The 17,830-nt window shown below is 52.7% G+C and carries 15 protein-coding genes and 1 tRNA gene; 10 read left to right on the top strand and 6 right to left on the bottom strand.

Annotation, left to right across the window (positions count from 1 at the left end):
• The first annotated feature begins 107 nt into the window (after positions 1-107).
• The 3 genes from Q31b_RS15295 to Q31b_RS15285 are packed head-to-tail and all read left to right on the top strand — an operon-like array spanning position 108 to position 2,704.
• A complete protein-coding gene (locus Q31b_RS15295; RefSeq protein WP_146600564.1) occupies positions 108-713 on the top strand; it encodes a DJ-1/PfpI family protein in 606 nt (201 codons plus the stop codon).
• A 52-nt stretch (positions 714-765) separates the two neighbouring features.
• Entirely contained in the window at positions 766-2,136 is a 1,371-nt protein-coding gene (locus tag Q31b_RS15290) for a sensor histidine kinase (protein ID WP_146600563.1), read from the top strand.
• Positions 2,137-2,188: 52 nt separating this feature from the next.
• Positions 2,189-2,704 (top strand): hypothetical protein, encoded by a 516-nt coding sequence (locus Q31b_RS15285; RefSeq protein WP_146600562.1) that lies wholly within the window; start codon positions 2,189-2,191, stop codon positions 2,702-2,704.
• Here the strand turns inward: Q31b_RS15285 and Q31b_RS15280 are convergent.
• Positions 2,701-3,609, bottom strand: coding sequence for a hypothetical protein (locus tag Q31b_RS15280; protein WP_146600561.1), 909 nt, complete (start codon positions 3,607-3,609; stop codon positions 2,701-2,703). The genes Q31b_RS15285 and Q31b_RS15280 overlap by 4 nt on opposite strands.
• A 386-nt stretch (positions 3,610-3,995) precedes the next feature.
• Positions 3,996-7,682: a secretin N-terminal domain-containing protein gene (locus Q31b_RS15275; protein ID WP_146600560.1), complete on the bottom strand. Its 3,687-nt coding sequence runs from the start codon at positions 7,680-7,682 to the stop codon at positions 3,996-3,998.
• Between the two features lie 364 nt (positions 7,683-8,046).
• Between Q31b_RS15275 and Q31b_RS15270 the strand changes: the two genes are divergently transcribed.
• The 5 genes from Q31b_RS15270 (at position 8,047) to Q31b_RS15250 (ending at position 10,360) form a co-directional block, all read left to right on the top strand.
• Positions 8,047-9,051, top strand: a complete 1,005-nt coding sequence (locus Q31b_RS15270) for a sugar phosphate isomerase/epimerase family protein (protein ID WP_146600559.1) — start codon at positions 8,047-8,049, stop codon at positions 9,049-9,051.
• A 30-nt stretch (positions 9,052-9,081) separates the two neighbouring features.
• On the top strand, positions 9,082-9,285 hold the full coding sequence (thiS, locus tag Q31b_RS15265; protein WP_146600558.1) for a sulfur carrier protein ThiS: 204 nt from the start codon (positions 9,082-9,084) through the stop codon (positions 9,283-9,285).
• Between the two features lie 118 nt (positions 9,286-9,403).
• The gene (locus tag Q31b_RS15260; RefSeq protein ID WP_146600557.1) at positions 9,404-9,718 is read left to right on the top strand and encodes a hypothetical protein; all 315 of its coding nucleotides are present in this window, start codon (positions 9,404-9,406) and stop codon (positions 9,716-9,718) included.
• Between the two features lie 46 nt (positions 9,719-9,764).
• Positions 9,765-10,238 carry a hypothetical protein gene (locus Q31b_RS15255; protein ID WP_146600556.1) on the top strand — a complete coding sequence of 158 codons (474 nt, stop codon included), beginning with the start codon at positions 9,765-9,767 and terminating at the stop codon, positions 10,236-10,238.
• A gap of 39 nt (positions 10,239-10,277) precedes the next feature.
• Positions 10,278-10,360 (top strand) — tRNA-Ser (locus Q31b_RS15250).
• A gap of 113 nt (positions 10,361-10,473) precedes the next feature.
• Here the strand turns inward: Q31b_RS15250 and Q31b_RS15245 are convergent.
• The 4 genes from Q31b_RS15245 to Q31b_RS28280 form a co-directional block, all read right to left on the bottom strand.
• Positions 10,474-12,063, bottom strand: coding sequence for a tyrosine-type recombinase/integrase (locus Q31b_RS15245; RefSeq protein ID WP_146600555.1), 1,590 nt, complete (start codon positions 12,061-12,063; stop codon positions 10,474-10,476).
• A gap of 109 nt (positions 12,064-12,172) precedes the next feature.
• Complete coding sequence (locus tag Q31b_RS28285) at positions 12,173-13,348, bottom strand: hypothetical protein (RefSeq protein WP_197171594.1); 1,176 nt, start codon at positions 13,346-13,348, stop codon at positions 12,173-12,175.
• Between the two features lie 760 nt (positions 13,349-14,108).
• Entirely contained in the window at positions 14,109-14,618 is a 510-nt protein-coding gene (locus tag Q31b_RS15235) for a hypothetical protein (RefSeq protein ID WP_146600554.1), read from the bottom strand.
• Positions 14,619-14,633: 15 nt separating this feature from the next.
• Entirely contained in the window at positions 14,634-14,870 is a 237-nt protein-coding gene (locus Q31b_RS28280) for a hypothetical protein (protein ID WP_197171592.1), read from the bottom strand.
• An 82-nt stretch (positions 14,871-14,952) separates the two neighbouring features.
• Here Q31b_RS28280 and Q31b_RS28275 point away from each other — a divergent pair, with 82 nt between their 5' ends.
• The gene (locus Q31b_RS28275) at positions 14,953-15,204 is read left to right on the top strand and encodes a hypothetical protein (protein WP_231617603.1); all 252 of its coding nucleotides are present in this window, start codon (positions 14,953-14,955) and stop codon (positions 15,202-15,204) included.
• A 67-nt stretch (positions 15,205-15,271) separates the two neighbouring features.
• Entirely contained in the window at positions 15,272-17,719 is a 2,448-nt protein-coding gene (locus Q31b_RS15225; protein ID WP_146600552.1) for a heavy metal translocating P-type ATPase, read from the top strand.
• Positions 17,720-17,830 lie beyond the last annotated feature (111 nt).

Genomic DNA, 17,830 nt, shown 5'->3' with positions numbered 1-17,830 from the left:
CCGTCATGAAACCCCCGACCACAATGGTGACGAGAATCGATTGGGGACCGATTTGGCGGATGAAAACAAACGACCATTGAATGAAACAAGCACGTGAGAGAAACAGGATGACGACAAAAAAAATATTAATGTTGGTCGGTGATTATGTTGAAGATTATGAGGCAATGGTCCCTCTACAAATTCTACAAACCTTTGGCCATCACGTATCCGCCGTTTGTCCTGGCAAGAAGGCGGGCGATAGTGTTGCGACCGCCATTCATGATTTCGAAGGGGACCAAACCTATTCGGAAAAAGTGGGGCATCGCTTCGCAATCCATGCAGATTTTGACTCGGTTGAGGCCAAGGATTTTGATGCCTTGGTCATTCCTGGTGGCCGGTCGCCTGAGTATTTACGCCTTAACCCAAGGGTACTCGATATCGTTCGTCATTTCTTTGCGGAGAACAAGCCAGTGGCAGCGTTATGCCACGGTGCTCAAGTCCTAGCAGCCGCGGGGGTGTTGGCTGGCCGCCAGTGCAGTTGTTATCCGGCGACGAGTCCGGAAGTGACATTGGCGGGAGGGACCTTTGTTGAACCAGCCGCGACGATGGATTCGGCTCATGTGGACGGCAACTTGGTGTCGGCCCCCGCTTGGCCCGCCCATCCGGCATGGATGCGAGCGTTCCTGGATTTGTTGGATGGCCCGATTGACGTTCATAAAGAGCCTCGTCACTAGCCCGGTTGATACCTTGCAAATCCGAGGCTAACGCCTAACGGCTCCGCATGAAATGGAAAAACTCTTAAATATGCACGGTGACCGCGAACCGGAAGATCGAACGGTGCAGCAACGGGAACCCACTTGGTTTTCGGCAATGACGGTTTGCTCTGCCGGCTTGTTCGCGATCGTTTTGTTGGCCGCATTTTTCTTGTCAAATCGCCTACCCTTTTCGGTTTCCTTTTTGACATTGCTAACGATGGCCGTTGCTACGGGCGTGTCGGTTCGAAAGTTGAATGAACAGCATATCGGGTCCCTGCGGCGGCAGCGGCAAGAGGCGTTTGAGCGAAGCGATGCCGCCCATCACGAATTGAGTTCGGTGAGAGCTTCCGCCAGCCAAGCCACAATGGCGTTAACGAAGATGCGTGACGGCGTGGTCGTTTTGTCGCCTGAATCCGCAATATTGCTTATCAATCCATGGGCTCGTCGCTTGTTAACGTTATCGCCCGATGGTTCCTATCACAATCGCTCGTTTCGTGAAGTGGTACGCATTCCCGAATTAACGAGAGCAGTCGATGCCACGTTTGCTGGGCAAACGCCTCAAAAGGTGTTGGTCGAAATTGTCGACGGCGTCGTCACTCGGCCAGTGAAAGTGCGGGTGGATCGAATCACGTCCGACGCTAATTCCAACGTTTTGATGATTCTTCGAGATGAAACCGAAGCACAGCAAATCGAGGCGATACGCCGTGACTTTATCGCAAACTTATCGCATGAGATAAAAACACCCTTGGCTGCGATCAAAGGCTATGCGGAAACAGCACAAATGGCGATTGACGACGACCCGGGGGCGGCCGTCCACTTCATGGGACAAATTCACGGTCAATGCGTCCGACTCGAACGGCTGGTCGCCGATATGATGCAACTCGCCCGCGCTCAAGCTGGTCGAGAACATCTTCATTTCAAAGTCGTGTCACTGCCGACCGTGATTGCGGAGTCATTGCGATCGAATCGGCCAATTGCTGAAGCGAATCAAATCACGCTGGCCATCGATCCCAATTTACAAGAAACCCCCGACCCGCCCTCAGTCGTCGCTGACCACGAAGCGGTTTTGACGATCGTGAACAACCTTGTCAGCAATGCCATTCGCTATACGCCGCATGGAGGCAGCGTACGATTGGCTTGTCGCGAAGAGGCAGAACATTGGATACTGAGCGTTTCCGATACGGGCGTCGGTATCGCGGCGAACGAACAAAAGCGGGTTTTCGAGCGTTTTTATCGAGGCGAAAAGACACGTGAGTTGGCTGCCGGTGGTACCGGCATCGGGTTATCGATCGTTCGTAATCTAACACTGGCACTCGGTGGCGAGGTCTCTTTAAAAAGTGTTCCCGGAAAAGGATCGACCTTCGAGATAAAATTGCCCGCTTCCACTACACTAATAGCTTGACCCTGTACTCCCCAACCCTATTTCTTTGGCAAACTTAGAAAGTCTAACTGTTATGAAAAACGTAAACCGATGTTTCGTTATCTCAGTCATGTCTACCGCATTGTTGAGCGGTTGTTTCGATGCTAGCACAACGACGGAGGATTCCAAATCGCCCTCCAATGGTGTCACAGCCGAGGAGGCGACACCGCGAGAAACGATTGGAAAGAAAACGCAAAACGTCCTCGATCTGAAGCAAGCTTTAGCGGACGGAGCGGTCTTGGCATCGACCAAAATCGAAGCAACCAATCCGCTTGGGCAAAGTGCTGATGCCTACCGAACGACCGTTGCCAAGGTCGGTGGGATGGCAGTGACGCAAGCGATTCAAATTCGAAATGCACAAAGTATCAAAGACCCCAAGCCCTTGACCTACGACGAATTCATGTCGGAGATCATCAAAAAGGGCGAACCAAACGGCATCTCGCTACCGATGTTACCGTACTACCAAGAGTACGCGTGGGACTTCGACGCGCAGGCATTGGTCGTTGTCGACTTTCCTGCGCGAAAGGAAGCTCGCGAGCAGCAACGTTAACGAATCGGCTGCGTCGCACTTGCTGGCAACACGGTGGAGGAGGACTGTCCCCTTGGCTGGGCAGTCGACGGCGCCATGAGGATTTCGTGGGATGGCGTCGACTCGTTTGCGGCGATCTGAGTTTGATTGCCGTGTTCGAAGCCATTTGGAAATTGGATCGACGGAATTTGATCACGACCGTTTTGCGATGTGCGACGACGCTTAATCGTTGTTGTCGTCAATCCGCTCGTGCGAGTGTTGACACCCGTCGATGCTTGCTGATACGCCTTGAATTGTGGCGACAAGTAGTCTTGTGATTCAGCAACCTGGTTCAGCTCCGACTTAACACCTGGCAGCATCACCATCGCGGGTATTCCTTGCACCAACTTAGGAAGTTCAGGAGTTTTGCCATCCGCTTTCAACTCCTCTGCCTGAGGTGCAACGGGTTTGAAGGATGCGACCAGCGATATCCGGCGTGGTTCGCCACCAACGGCATCCCAAGGGATCCAAACGCTATAGGACGCACCTAGATCGGTCGTGCTGAAGTGACGAGTGAATTGCTCGGGAGTGAACTCGTAGCGTTTCACAGCAGCCTCTGGGTTGGGATTATTCTCATCAAACCCATGCACAATCAATGTCCCTTCGACGGGAACGGGACGTGACCTCTCATCATAGAAGAAGATCCGACCGCCAAAGCCACGGGTCGCGGTGCGGCCGGTTTGCATGAGCGTATCAGGGGTCCAAGTGACAGCCATTTTGACAGGATTCGGATAGGGCTCCGGAATTTCTTCCTTCTTTTTGTTCCAAAACATCCGTTCAGAAAACGACTTCGTTGGCTTCTTGTCGGTAACCGAAGTGCAACCGGTTGTACCTATGAGAAACGCCAAGGCGATAGTGGTGGTCAGTATTTGAGTTGTATACTTCATGATCGATTCCATGATCGAGGAACGCGGTTCGAGTTGTTGTTATGTGGCTTGCGAATTTGCGGGATTCCTACAAAGGGTGCTACATTGATTACCCGATGAGGAGTTTTTTGGTTGCGATTACGCGTGCCAAATGCACGGTAGTTTGTCGCCCCGGATGTGAATCTGGGGCTTGTATTCCGTTCTTTTCGTAACTCCCACTTTGGAAACTGCGTAAGAACCGGCCTGGAACATGCCGTCCCAATCGAGACTTGGAGAGCTGATTGGAATCAGCTCTCCGGTCTTATACCCAGGGCCAAATACCCGGCATCGATTCAGGATTACGGATTGAACCGCAACTTCAAAACCGATGCCTAGGGTTATCAATGAGCATCATTGCCCCTTGCGATCTAATTCCCGGATGCACCGAGTCGCACTGGAGCGGCCGACTTAGGTTTTTGAATAACTTCCTGCCAAGTGGCTTGGCTCAACGCTGACGGTTTAGCCGCATTGGATTGATCCAATGGATTAGGATTCTGGACAGGTGGAGCCAAAAGTTCACCTGAACCCTGAGAGGAGGAACCATTCGGGAACGGATTCATTCGTTGTCCTGAGGCCTCCGCGGGTACCGGTATTCCTGATGAGGAGGGTGCCGTGTACATTCCGTTATCCTGATACTCATGGTACGGCTGTGAACTCGGAACGGTCCCCGATGGGCGGTTCATAACACCTGCATCGATTGCCCCAGATGGAACGCTCGAGTTCGAGTCGTTCAGAATAACCGACGGAGCGGAGTATTCAGGTGCATAGGCATCCTCGGGATAAGTCGATGTTTCGAACTGATCAACGGTAGGTTGCAAATCGGGATAAATCGTTCCGCCGGTTGTTGGTCCCCAAAGACCATAGCCCCCGCTCAGTCCGACGTCTCCGTGCATCTCGACGACGTCCGCTAGGCACCAGCTCATCCGACTCGATTCGACGGTCTTGACATACTCAAGATCCTCTTCGCCGGTGACCAACATTGGCGTCATCACAATCAACAACTCACTTCGTTCCTCGAATTCACGGTCATACTTGAAAAAGTATCCCAGTAGTGGGATGTCCGCCAAGTAAGGTACTCGGCGACTTTGATTCGTCCGTACCTTTTGGATCAACCCGCCGAATATGACGGTTTGACCGCTATAGGAAGCGACGGTTGACTGGGCCGTTGTCCGCAGGATGTCGTCGATGGTTACAGTTCCTCCGTCACCGGTAGGAATCGTCGTTCCGCTATTTTCATCTCGAGCCGAACGGGTGGCGTCAATGTCCATCACAATCAACCCGTCCGCGCCAACGCGAGGTCGGACATTCATGATCAGACCGACTTCGATGTCTTCCGTCACGACCTGAGTTCCAGAAATACCATTGTTAATGACACCCGTCACTCGTGCAATTTGGCGGCCGACCTGGACGAAGCCTTCGGTATTATCCATCGTCATGATTTGTGGACGACTAAGAATCTGTAGCCGTTCCGAATCCTGCAAAGTCCTCAGTAGCAAACTGACCGATTCACTTGCGGCACTCAACACAAATCCTCCGTACCCCAACGATCCATTTGATGCACCAACGCCAAAGCTACTAAGACCTCGGCCAGCTACATTCTCTTGTCCGAACGAGTTGACATTGGGGGTGCCGTTGCCGTTGAAGAGAAATCCAGGATCCGATGAAGCGCCCGCACCGGGGATCGCACCAGAGGCAACACCTCGGTCGAACATCATCGAATCTTGCAACCCCACTTCGCCTCCGATCTCGAAGAAGTCGCCTAAGCGAACTTCCGCTAAAAGGACTTTGATCAAAACCATCGGTGGTCGTCGATCAAGTTTGTCGATCAGGCGTCGAACATCTTCATACAGTCGAGGTGAAACGCTAAGCAGCAAGCTATTGCTGACGGGTTCCGCAACAACAATCAAATCGCGATCGGGAAGGTCAAACGGACCGAGACCGCCTTGTTGAAATTGTTGGATCGTGTTCAGACGAGTCGAACGCTGTGAAACGTAGTCTTGGATCGCAGCAGCGATATTTTCAGCATTTTGATGTCGCAGCCAAATCACTTCGGTAATCCGTTCGGAAAAGCCCTCGGTATCGAGTCTCAGTAGAATGCTCTCGACCACTTCCAGATCATCTCCAGAACCGCTGGCGATAATACTGTTGGTACGCAAATCGGTACTGAACCGCAATGGAACGAGCGAGCTTTCGCTACCGCTTGTCGTCGAAGGAAGGCCGCCCAAGTTGCCGGCTCCCACGCTGGTTCCACTCGTTGCCGCTTCGGTACCAAACAACTGTTCTAAAGCTGCCGTCAATTGCGTCGCATCGCCGTTTTCGATGGTGAATACTTTCACGAGTGAATCGATTCCGGGTGCTCGGTCCAATTGGCTTATCAGCTCGGCGATAAGCGCCATGCTGTTCGCAGGAGCACGTACAACGATCGAGTTCGCTCCGGGATCGGCGGTTACAACGGAACCGGCCAGAATACCTGAATCCAAAACCCGGCCACCCTCTGCATCGAGTGCAACGATCGACACGCTTGAGGAAGGTGGTGTAATGTTTCCGTCGCCGTCAAAGTCGCTTTCACCGCTAATCGCTTCCTGGATGATGGGAGCCAAGTCTTCGGCGATCGCGTTGTTGAGCGGGAAGATCTTGATTTCACTCTTGGCCGATACATTTTGAACGTCCAACTCGTTGATCAATCGGATCACTTCACTCATGTCGCGAGGTGCCGCAGCAACGATCAATGAATTGGTTCGGTAGTCAGCCAAAATGCGAACACGCGTTCCCAAGGCAGGCCGCAACTCGTCATCCTCGCCTGGACGAACCGTGAAGAATCCTCGGATTGTTTCCTCTGCATCCGAAGCCGATGCGTGCTTTAACCGGAAAATCCTGAGTCGGCTTGCACTATCGATCGGCTGATCCACTTTGGCAATCAAATCGCGAACGTTGTTGATCGCTTCGGTTCGTCCGATCAATAGCAAGGCATTTGGCGCATCGAGCGCTGTGATACTGACTTCGCCTTGACGAGCCGACAACACATCGCTGTAGAGTTGTGCTAATAAGGTGGCGACCGCATTCGAATCGGCATGTTGTAACTCGACCACCTCGATATCGGGCCGAGTGACTTCGCTTTGCTTTTCAATTTCCTTGATGACATCCATGACACGTTGCACGTCTCGTTTAGCACCACGGATGATGATTGTACCGAGTTCGGGAACGAACTGAATTTGCGTATCACCAATCACTCCACTGCCACCGATGGTAACCTCTTCGGTCACTTCGCCCTCGATGTTCGGAACCGTGCTGGCTTGTGGGGCTGGTGTCGAATTCCCAGCTGCTGCATCCTGTTGGAACAGTGCATTGGTCAATGAATTGTTGGCATCTACCGGAGTCAAGTGACCGTTGGCTGAGCCGTTGGCTTCGAGGTCAGCCAGGATGCGAATCGCACGCTGTACCGGTGCCGCTTCCGCATTTTCAAAGCGAAAGAGTCTCATCACGTCTGACTGGCGTTTTGCTGGCGAATCGATCGTTTCGATAACCTCTCGCCATCCCGCTTGTGCACTGTTCGGGGCCGTTACCGTAACCTGATTGTTTCGGCGATCGACTTCGACGGTAGTGCCTTGAAGCGGCGTCGCATGAAGCTGGAAGGATGCTCGCTCGCCATTGCGGCTGGTGGTGATCGGCAGCGGTGTGCCAGCGATCTGTTTGAGGTCGTCCTCAAACTGAGCCCACGAACGATGATGCAATTGGACTTTGACGGGACCCAACGCCGATGCCTGACGAACGGTCGACGATGACAACAATGTTTGAACATCCGCCGCAATCTGCTGTTGTGCAGACGCGGGGGCCATTACCACCAATTGGTGGTTGGGCGCATCAGGTGAGATAGTGATACCGGGAACCTCTCGATATCGGATGCTCAACCTTGTGGCAATTGCTTGAACTTGGGAACCGGGAATATTGAGCTTCCTCAGTTCCGGCCTGCCCGATGTTTCGGCCATCACGTTTGCTGACGCAAATCCCACAGTGAGCCAAAGGGCGGCAACAGCAGATAATGTAACATGTCGCATTCGCGAGCACCTTTCCTAGGCTTTGTCCAAAAAGGGGTCTGACCCTTGATTGGACTTTCGTTTTATCAACAGTTTTTTTAGCTTGTCGCTATTGGGTCAGACCCCATATCGGACAAAGCGTTCCTTAAGCGAATCAAACTCGTGGTCAGGATGGTCGACCTTTTTGTCAACTTTGACGACGAAACAATCCGTTCCATGGGTTTTATCGTCGATATCGCTACAATCGCTACAGTCGAAATAAGCAGAAAGCTACGGATAAACATTCCATTGCGATGGACCGTTGCATACGATCCAATAGAACGGCACAATGGGAGCCATACGTTGACCCAATCCCACCTTTCGATTCCTTACGGAGACAACTGCAATGGCGCGACCTGTCACACTATTCACTGGCCAATGGGCCGACCTTCCCCTCTCCGAATTAGCACCAATGGTTGCCGAGTTTGGCTATGATGGCATCGAATTAGCCTGCTGGGGCGATCACTTTGAAGTCGATCGCGCGATGGCAGAAGACGATTACTGCGAAAAAAAACGGCAATTGCTTGACGACACCGGGTTGCAATGCCATGCGATTAGCGCTCACTTGGTCGGCCAGGCGGTTTTGGACAACATTGACGCGCGTCATAAAGCGATTTTGCCCGATTGCGTTTGGGGCGACGGTGATCCCCAGGGTGTCAATGAGCGAGCATGTGAAGAACTGAAGCAAACCGCCCGCGCAGCTCAAAAGTTTGGCGTCGGCGTGGTCAACGGGTTTACCGGCAGTAGCATTTGGCACTTACTGTATTCATTCCCCCCGGTGCCACCGAGCATGATCGATGACGGTTTTGCCTTGTTAGCAGACCGCTTCAACCCGATTTTGGATGTTTTTGGCGAATGCGGAGTGAATTTTGCCCTGGAAGTTCATCCCACCGAAATCGCCTTCGATATCTACACCGCACAAAAGGCCCTCGAAGCACTCGATCATCGAAAAGAGTTTGGCTTCAATTTTGATCCCAGTCATTTGATTTGGCAGGGAGTCGATCCCGTTGAATTCATTCGAGCCTTCCCCGATCGAATTTACCACGTTCACATCAAAGACGCGATTGTTACTTTGGATGGTCGCAGCGGGATCAATTGCAGCCACTTGAATTTTGGTGATTCACGCCGAGGATGGGATTTCCGCAGCCCAGGTCGAGGAGCAGTGAATTTCGAAGAAATCATTCGAGCGTTGAACGAAATCGAATATGCCGGCCCCCTCTCGATCGAATGGGAAGACTGTGGCATGGAACGTTGTTTCGGTGCGAAGGAAGCATGTGAATTTACCAAGAAACTCGACTTTGCCCCCAGCAACATCGCATTTGACGCGGCGTTTGATGAAGGTAAAGCCTAGATACCAGCCTAGATACCAGGGCAATTCCCAATGATAAGCATTACCGTCAACGGTCAACCCGTTGAAATCGAAACGACGATGAGCGTCAAACAAATGCTCAACACCATCGAAGTGCCGCCAAACTATTTAGCCGTTGAAGTCAACGCGGACGTCGTTGTCCGCGAGGATTATGCAACGACGATGATTAATGACGGTGATGAAGTGGAACTCGTCACGCTTGTCGGCGGCGGCTGATCAATCGATTTTTTGCCTTGGACTTCGCAAAGACCTTGACGGTATGCCCCAAAATGCTTTAACACATCGATTATTGAGTCAACACTCCCTTTCAAAATCAACCTATCGAGGACCGTTCATGTTTCGCATTTTATTGATGGCTGCCGCTTTTGGGCTTTTGTCGTCTGGTTTGGCTACCGCGGATGAGACCGTTCGCTACCAATGTCCAGAGTGGAAAGCAAAACATATTCATGACGAAGCCAAGGCGGATACGATCGAAAAGACGCTCAAAAAACTCAAATGCGAAGTCGAGCGATCCGAACACAATGGCCATATCGACTTGAAGTATCGCTGCAAAGAATGGCACACATTGAAGCTCGATACGCATGATGAAGCACACAAGTGGGAATCTTGGCTAAAGGCATTCGGCTTCAATACCGAACACAAACACTAGGGGTTCTTTTCGTAGCCTCTTGTCCTCTTGAGTTGTCGAGATACTTTTGATTTCACCGATTACATCCGCGCGTTTGGCAATGCAAGCTGCTTCGTTAGGTTCGCAGGTTGTAGGTCGTGTGGCCGGCGAGGTCGTGGGGGGTGTCGAGAAAACGATCGATCGTTTTGAGCAAGTCCTCCAGGGACCGTCTTCGAATCATGCCGCCGAAACGGATGCAGTCGAATCCTCCTTTGCCCATACTCAACGGCCAAGTGAGGGTAAGCTGCAAAGCATGATTAACGACTTCTCGGAGGCGGTGAGAAAAGAACTCGAATCGATTGGGATCGCCGCGAACCCACCCGTCGAGTTAGCGGTCCCGTCTGATGGTGACTTGCGGGTGACGAATGACCACCCCGACGCGGCTCGGATTGAAACCGCCCTATCTGGAAACAGAGATATTTTGGATCAATGGAGACAAATTCGCAACGTTTCAGGCGTCAATCGGATCATAGTTTCCGAGGCGAGCGGTGCCTCCGCTTGACGAAATCAGTCAATGTTGTGAATAATAGTGCAATCGAACGGAGGATAAGCGAATTGGCAAGCAGGTTGATTCGAAATCAATTGCCCCGTAAGGGGTTGCGGGTTCGAGTCCCGTGTCCTCCGCTTCTGTCAAAACACCCTCAAAAACCCCGTGTTTTTGGGGGTGTTTTTTCTTGGCACACCGCGGTGTGCCACAGGTGTGCCAAGATCGTTGTCTTGAAGCCGATTTGGCTTGCTCAGTTCGCTTCTGCAAGGTTGTCACCTTCGCCTTTATCTTTCTCGATTTCGGATGTGTTGGGTTCGATCCCAATCGGCGGCAACTGATCCATCTTTCGACGCGACTCCTCGTCGCTGAGATGATAATAATGACGAACCATCTCACTGTCGGCGTGACCAAGCCATTCCATCACAATACGTTCAGGGATGGCTGTGTTGGCGCAGACGCTGCAAAAATAGTGTCGCAGACTGTGCAGTCGGCCGTCCTCGAAGCTTCGTTGGCCAGCGAATTTTTTAGGGAAACGCGGTGAGAGTTTTTCAATTACTTCTCGCACCAGAATGTTGCGAACAGTGTCCGGTTTGAGTCGGCCACCTCGCGGCCCCCGGAACACATACGTATCGGTTTGCGGTAGCGACTGGAGCAGCACTTGCAATTCGGTTCGGAGTGGGATGTGCCGACTCCGACTACTCTTTGTGGTACGACGGTCGTTTGCGCGCTGACCAGAGAATCCGCTTTCATCGGCGATCGTCAAGGTACGGTCGCTGAAACGAATGTCGGACCATTTGAGAGATGCAAGTTCACTGATACGCAGGCCTGTGCATGCGAGGGCGACAATGACACTGTATAGCCAGCCTAGATCTGTCGAGTTTGCGCAATGTTGAAGCATCGAGTTGACCTCTTCGCTGGTATAGCAGTAGGCACGCTCGCATTCTGCTTTGCGTAGTTTCAACTTCAACGGCTTCCGGTCGATGTGCCCTTCCCTGCAAAGCCATTTGAATGCCGTTTTGAGCAAATTCAACTCTCCATAGATCGTCTTTCGCGCGTAGCCTAAATCGTCGAGGTGCTTGGCATACTCCGCTAGGGTTCTTTCGGTAACCTGATTCCATTCTGAAATGCGTTCCGATGGAGCAAATTCCAAGAATTTGTCGAGAATCGCCCGATATCGCTTCCGCGTACTGGGTTTCGTGCCTCCGACCAAGATCGGACGTGCGTTGTGGGCGTCGAAGAGTTTGCGACCAGCCGACAGGGCCAAGCGTTTGTCGGCAGGATTTGATCTCGTTCGCGGTACTAGTCCCAAGTTTTCGGCCTGGATACGATCAAGTTGATGGAGATTGGCAATCGCCTCATCTCGATCTTTGGTTCCAAGCGACGTTCGTTTCAGACTGGCTCCATTGGAACGGCCATCCGCATACCAAACGCCGCTTGAACGCTGGTAAATCGGCCAGTCGAAAAACTGGCATGGATATTTTTCGGGCTCGTCGCCCTTTGATTTATGTTTAGGCATTGCTACCTCCTTCGTTAGTGTTGCGCAAGGATTCATCCACGCCGGAATTTTGCCCGGCAGCGGATTGGCGGCTTCCTCCTCGGGAATGCCGTCTGGATCGCGTGCATCCGAATCCGGTAAAGGTTGGAATGGGGTGCCGAAATTCGCAGAGTAGAGTTCGCGTTCGGGAATCCAAACGCGGTAGCCCTTCTTGCGCTGGACCTTGGTAAGCAGTCCTTGATTGAGATACCGATCAACGGTGGACTTGCTGACGAAAGCGCGTCTGGCGAACTCTTTTGGAGACAGGCAGCCTTCTGGGCGGTCTGAATTGCTTGCAATTGACATCGAATCAGATCGTTCTGAATCGTTGGTCGTTCATGCCACGACCTGGAGCAAGGAAACAACGTGGATTCCTTACTCTCTGCCGACCGTCACTTAAGCCGAAAGCTATTTTTCAGAGTTCGCCCAAGTAGTCTCTTCGGACATCGTCTCGCGAACGCAGGTAGTTGATGGCATTACAAATTTCAGCTTCATCAAGGTCCTGCTGCGGGCCGAATTCAATTTCAACTTGGTCGATGATTTCCCCATCGGTGAGCCCGTCTTCGATGAGCTGACAGATGCGTGCGCAAATCACTCTAAGATCCGCTGCCGGTAGTGGTGCTGTTGCCGTATCGAGAAAATCTGCATCCTGCTGCACCGTCGAGAAATCGACATCGTGCTGCTGCGAATTGGCTCGCTTTAGTCTTTCGCGGCACACAGGACTGATGGTCAGCCCCATGAACCCAGATAGCTGTTGGAATCCCATGACAGAATGCCAGTTCTCGTTTGAGAATTCGTGTCCGGTGATCAGGAAGAATGCTCGGTGGTACCACCTTCTGATCGTGGATTCGTCCTTACTCAGCACACGCCCGACTTCGGCGAACGACTTTGCACCATCACGATTGTATCGCCCTCCACCGAATCCCTCACTCAAATCCCACGCTCGAAGATAGTTGGAATAGTCACGTGGACGGTCTCGGCTAGGTTCAAGATTGAGTTGCTCTCGCCAATAGTTCTGGCACCGCGCCATATCTTCTTGCCATTGTTCTCGTGGAGCGACTGGGCTCACAACATAGAACGGTCCCGGCATAACCGCCTCCATTTCTGGTTCCACCGAATTGATAATCTCTGCAAACGCAATTAATGCTTCGTTCGTGTCAAGTGCGCCATCCTTGCCATCCGCGAGACGAGTGAAACTCTGGGCAACTTGACGAAGCGAATCGGACGAAAGGTGTTTTCCGATCAACCCGAGCATCATCTTTACTGTGATTGGCTGCAATGCGTTGCAATGAAACAGGCCACTGGGGTCCATCGCCGACAATTCCGCAAAGGACAGCGCCGGGTCAACTGGCTCGGAAACAACACGAATCGCATTGCATGCACTGATGACGTCTTCGATTTGCCGTAGCTCTTGCCATGAGCCTGGCGGTGACATTTCCTGCGATGCTTGATGGACCTGCCAGAGTTGGAGATACACTGGATGCCGCCGCGTTACCTCCCAACGAAACTCGACCGTCAAGCGATCGAGATGCCGCTCTGGACGTCGCAGCATTTGCCTCACGAACTCGATATCTGAAAGATTGTCAGTCAATTTTCTGTTTACCTAAGTTCTCGAAGCTGCAAGTTTGTTTCGTTCAAGCTAAAGGCCCTCAAGTATCTGGCGCATAAACGGCGGCCATTTAGATGCCGTGAATCACAATATGGAAGAGCTAAGTTCTCCTCACCATATATGCCACGTTTTCGGCTTCAATTTAGATGATTTTAGTGCTTTTGAGTTAGCCTGGACGAGGCAATACGAAGGCAGGCTATCACCTCAGATGTGTCCTTTGTCAGCTCACGCATGAAAGTGTTGCGTAGCTGGGCAAAGATACTCCCCGAGACGACGTCCAACGCAACTTTTCGGTTTTCTTTCCAGAATGCCCTTCTCTCGGGAAAACACGAATTGCCGCGTCCGTCAATAAACCAGCAGGTTAACAGAAAATGCTCGCGAAAGGGACGGCTTAGGAAAGTTTTCCGGAAGGCACGAAGAACAGAGATACTGGTTTCCGTCGAGGGATTGAGCATGCGATCGGCCGCCGATCGGCTGGGGGTATCGGAAGCGACGGTTTGCTATCACGTGGCAAACATCCGTCGGCTTCCCGAGAAGCTTGTCGAGTGGCTCGAATCAAAAGAGGCCGAAGAATTTTGCGACATTTTGCTCGAACGACGACTTCGGAAGATTGTCCAGCTTCAAGGTTCGGAGAAGAGCTTGGCGATCAACGATGTTCTATTTCGTTACCACCAGAAATCGGGCTGTGATTCTTCAATCAACAGTCTTCTTCTTATGGAGAAAGAGTTAGGGCGGATAGTGTTCAGCTCTGTACTATTCCGAAGCAGGCCGGAGCGTCGGTTTCGTTTGAAATCGCCATACGCTGTTGTCGTGGTTCCGAATGCTGCGAGCGCCCATCAATCATTTCGCCGATGATATGGTGAACACTGGAGAAAACGCCAAGCGAGCCATGCTGCATCAAGTGAACAAATGACATCGAAAACCCGTGGAATAATGTCGATCGAGATTCGGCCGCTGGTTCGTTCTCCAAAACTCCGCAAATCGCCGAAATCGGAAAATCCTTCGCGTCATCATCGGTGTCCGCGAATCTCCAGTTTGTGATCGCGGTATTGACCGCCTCAAGCCAAAACGCGTAGGCGGTGGTTTTCTCGCTATTGTGAAGCAGAAGTGCATCTCTTGCTCCATCCAGAACACCCGATGCAAAGGCTCGATGCAGATCGTCTGATTGCCATGTCCTTCCCAGCCAATCATCCAACGTCTGGCAATTCAATTTGAGGTAATCGACGTTCGGCGAACTTGGTGTAGAAATCATGGAACAACCGATCCGCTACCCAATTATGTAAAATGACTTGGGAAAACACACCGCATCGGTTCGCGCAAAAATCATGTCAAACTCCTTTGGAATGACTTCACTTTCAACGCAGTCAATATGGCGAATAGCGTGCTTCATCACGTGCGAGTTTGCTTCCTCATCCATCAGCATCCAGGAGTGGCGTGGACCGTGGCCGTTCACATCAACCGGCCATTGACGAGCAGCTTTCTTGGCACTTGCGGCAGCACTCAACGCACTTGTCCATGTTGCCGACCTTTTCGCAGCTATCTGCACACGCTTTGCAGATTTCCGCGCAGGCCCGGCAATAGAGTGCGTGGTTGTCGCTGTTGCGACTCATGAAGTCGACGCAGGCCGCACAGGCGGCGGTGCAATCGAGCATCAGTTTGACGTGCGTCTGCTCGACGTGATCGGCGCCTTCGGACAAACAGTGCCTGGTCAGCATGTCAGCACAGGTCGTTTGGCACTCATGGCAGTTTTCGATGCACTCTTTCATGGATGCGGTTGCAGTACTCATTCGTTTCTCCTTTGGAATTTTGCTAATACGGCCCCGTTGCCGCTACCTTAGCGGTATGCAACTTGCATACCACTATGGGGTATATTAGAGAATGACTTTTTGACCGACTGGAGAAATCATGGACCACGCCGAAAAGCACAAGACATCGCTGCCCGTTGCCGCTACGCCGACAAAGATCGACCCGGTTTGTGGAATGACTGTTCCGGCGGATAGCCCACGATCGACCGAGTATGACGGCGAGAATTACGTTTTTTGCAGCAATGGATGCTTGAAAAAGTTCCAAGATGATCCAGTTGGGGTGCTGGCAAAGCGATCACAGAGAGAGGCATCGAGCGGTTCGTCTTGTTGCGGTGGAGACGCAGCGGTACAGATTCGGGAAACCTCGAACAAGTCCTCGTGCTGCGGTGGTCACTCATCGACCAAGGCGAGCGATTCGCCGGCGGACCCAGATGCTATTTACACCTGCCCGATGCACCCTGAAATCGAGCAGGTTGGGCCAGGCGATTGTCCGATTTGCGGGATGGACTTGGAGCCGAAGGTCGTCTCGATGGATGACGAGGGTGAAGATAAACAGTACGCCGACATGAAACGTCGCTTTTGGGTTGGCGTTGCGTTGTCGGTGCCATTGCTCGTGATCGCGATGGGGCCGATGGTGGGTTTGCGGATCGCGGATTGGATGAGTCAAAGCGTCTTTGGCTGGTTGCAGTTGGCTCTTGCGACGCCGGTTGTGTTCTGGTGTGGATGGCCATTGTTGGTTCGTGGAGCCAAGTCGTTTCGCACGATGAACCTAAACATGTTCTCGTTGATTGCCGTGGGAACGTTGGCGGCCTATCTGTTCAGTTTGGTCGTCGTTTTGCTTCCGGGTGTGATCCCAGAAGCCTTCTTCGAGAATGGTGTCCCGCCTCTGTATTTTGAAGCGGCAGCAGTGATCATTACGTTGGTGCTGCTTGGGCAAGTGTTGGAACTGCGAGCACGCCAGCAGACGGGCGGAGCGATTCGCGAACTCATGAAGCTTGCTCCCGAGACGGCACATCGAATCACAGACGATGGCGAGGAAGACGTCTCGCTCGATTCAATCCACAAGGGCGATCGGTTGCGAGTTCGTCCTGGTGAGAAAGTTCCGGTCGATGGGAAAGTTCTTAGCGGGTCGAGCAGCGTCGATGAGTCAATGTTGACGGGCGAGCCGATGCCGGTGAAGAAAGTGGAAGGCGACGAGATCACGGGCGGGACATTGAACCAGACCGGTGCGCTCGTGATGGAGGCCATCGGTGTTGGCGGGGATACGGTTCTGAACCGTATCGTGCAAATGGTTGCCGACGCTCAGCGAAGTCGCGCCCCGATTCAGAAACTTGTCGATGGGGTCGCTCGATACTTTGTGCCGGCGGTGATCGTTTGTTCGATTCTCGCGTTCATCGGATGGGCTATGTTTGGTCCGGAGCCGCAACTGGCTCATGCGTTCGTAGCGGCCGTTGCAGTGTTGATCATTGCTTGCCCGTGTGCGTTGGGGCTGGCAACGCCGATGTCGGTGATGGTCGGCGTTGGCCGCGGTGCCAAGGAAGGCGTATTGATTAAGAACGCGGAAGTCCTCGAAGTCATGGAGAAGGTTGACACGATCGTCGTCGACAAGACCGGCACACTGACCCAGGGACGACCGGAAGTGACGGGCGTCGAGACGTTTGGTGACTGGAATGAGAACGATGTGTTGACGTTGGCTGCGGCGGTCGAAGCGCAGAGCGAGCATCCGTTGGCTCAGGCGGTCGTTCGCCGAGCGAAGGCGGATGAGTTGCAGCTTGTGGAGGCAAGTGAATTCAACAGTATCACCGGTGGTGGCGTTCGCGCTCGCGTCGATGATCATGATGTCTTGATCGGCAAAGCTGACTTGTTGGGCGAACAAGGCATCGAGGGCGTCGATGCAGGACGAGAGAAAGCAGGATCGCATCAGGCCGAGGGTGCGACGGTTGTGTTCGTGGCGATCGACAAAAGGTTGGCGGCAATTCTCGCGATTACTGACCCGATCAAGGAGAGCACTTCGGCAGCGCTAACGACATTGCATGAACTGGGATTGAAAGTCGTGATGTTGACCGGTGATGCCGAGCCGACTGCGAAAGCCGTCGCATCGAAACTTGGCATCGACGAGTTTCATGCTGGGGTTTCGCCCGAGGAAAAGCATGACTTCGTTCGTGAGCTGAAGAAGCAAGGCAAGACAGTTGCGATGTGTGGCGATGGGATCAACGACGCTCCTGCACTCGCCGAAGCGAACGTTGGTATTGCCATGGGCACGGGGACAGGCGTTGCGATTGAGTCCGCTGGTGTCACACTCGTCGGCGGCGATCTGCGTGGAGTGGCTGCGGCGGCGATTTTGAGCCGTAAAACGATGAGCAACATTCGACAGAATCTGTTCTTCGCCTTCATCTACAACGCTTTGGGAATTCCGGTCGCGGCCGGGTTGCTGTATCCGATCTTCGGTGTGTTGCTCAGCCCCATGATTGCAGCGGCGGCGATGAGTTTTAGCAGTGTGTCGGTGATTGCGAATGCATTGAGATTGCGGGCAGCCAAGCTCACATAGTTCCGGTTGGTCGATTTGCGACCAGCGCATAGGCTCGGTAGACCGTACAACTGGAACCCCTTCCCGCAAATGAGTTCGAGAAAGTCCGCTGCAAAGTATACCCCTCGCAGG

Origin of the sequence: Novipirellula aureliae, from assembly GCF_007860185.1 — a bacterium.
GTDB classification, from domain to species: domain Bacteria; phylum Planctomycetota; class Planctomycetia; order Pirellulales; family Pirellulaceae; genus Novipirellula_A; species Novipirellula_A aureliae.
The sequence above is the reverse complement of the archived record's forward strand: the minus strand, read 5'-3'. Positions and strand labels throughout refer to the sequence as shown.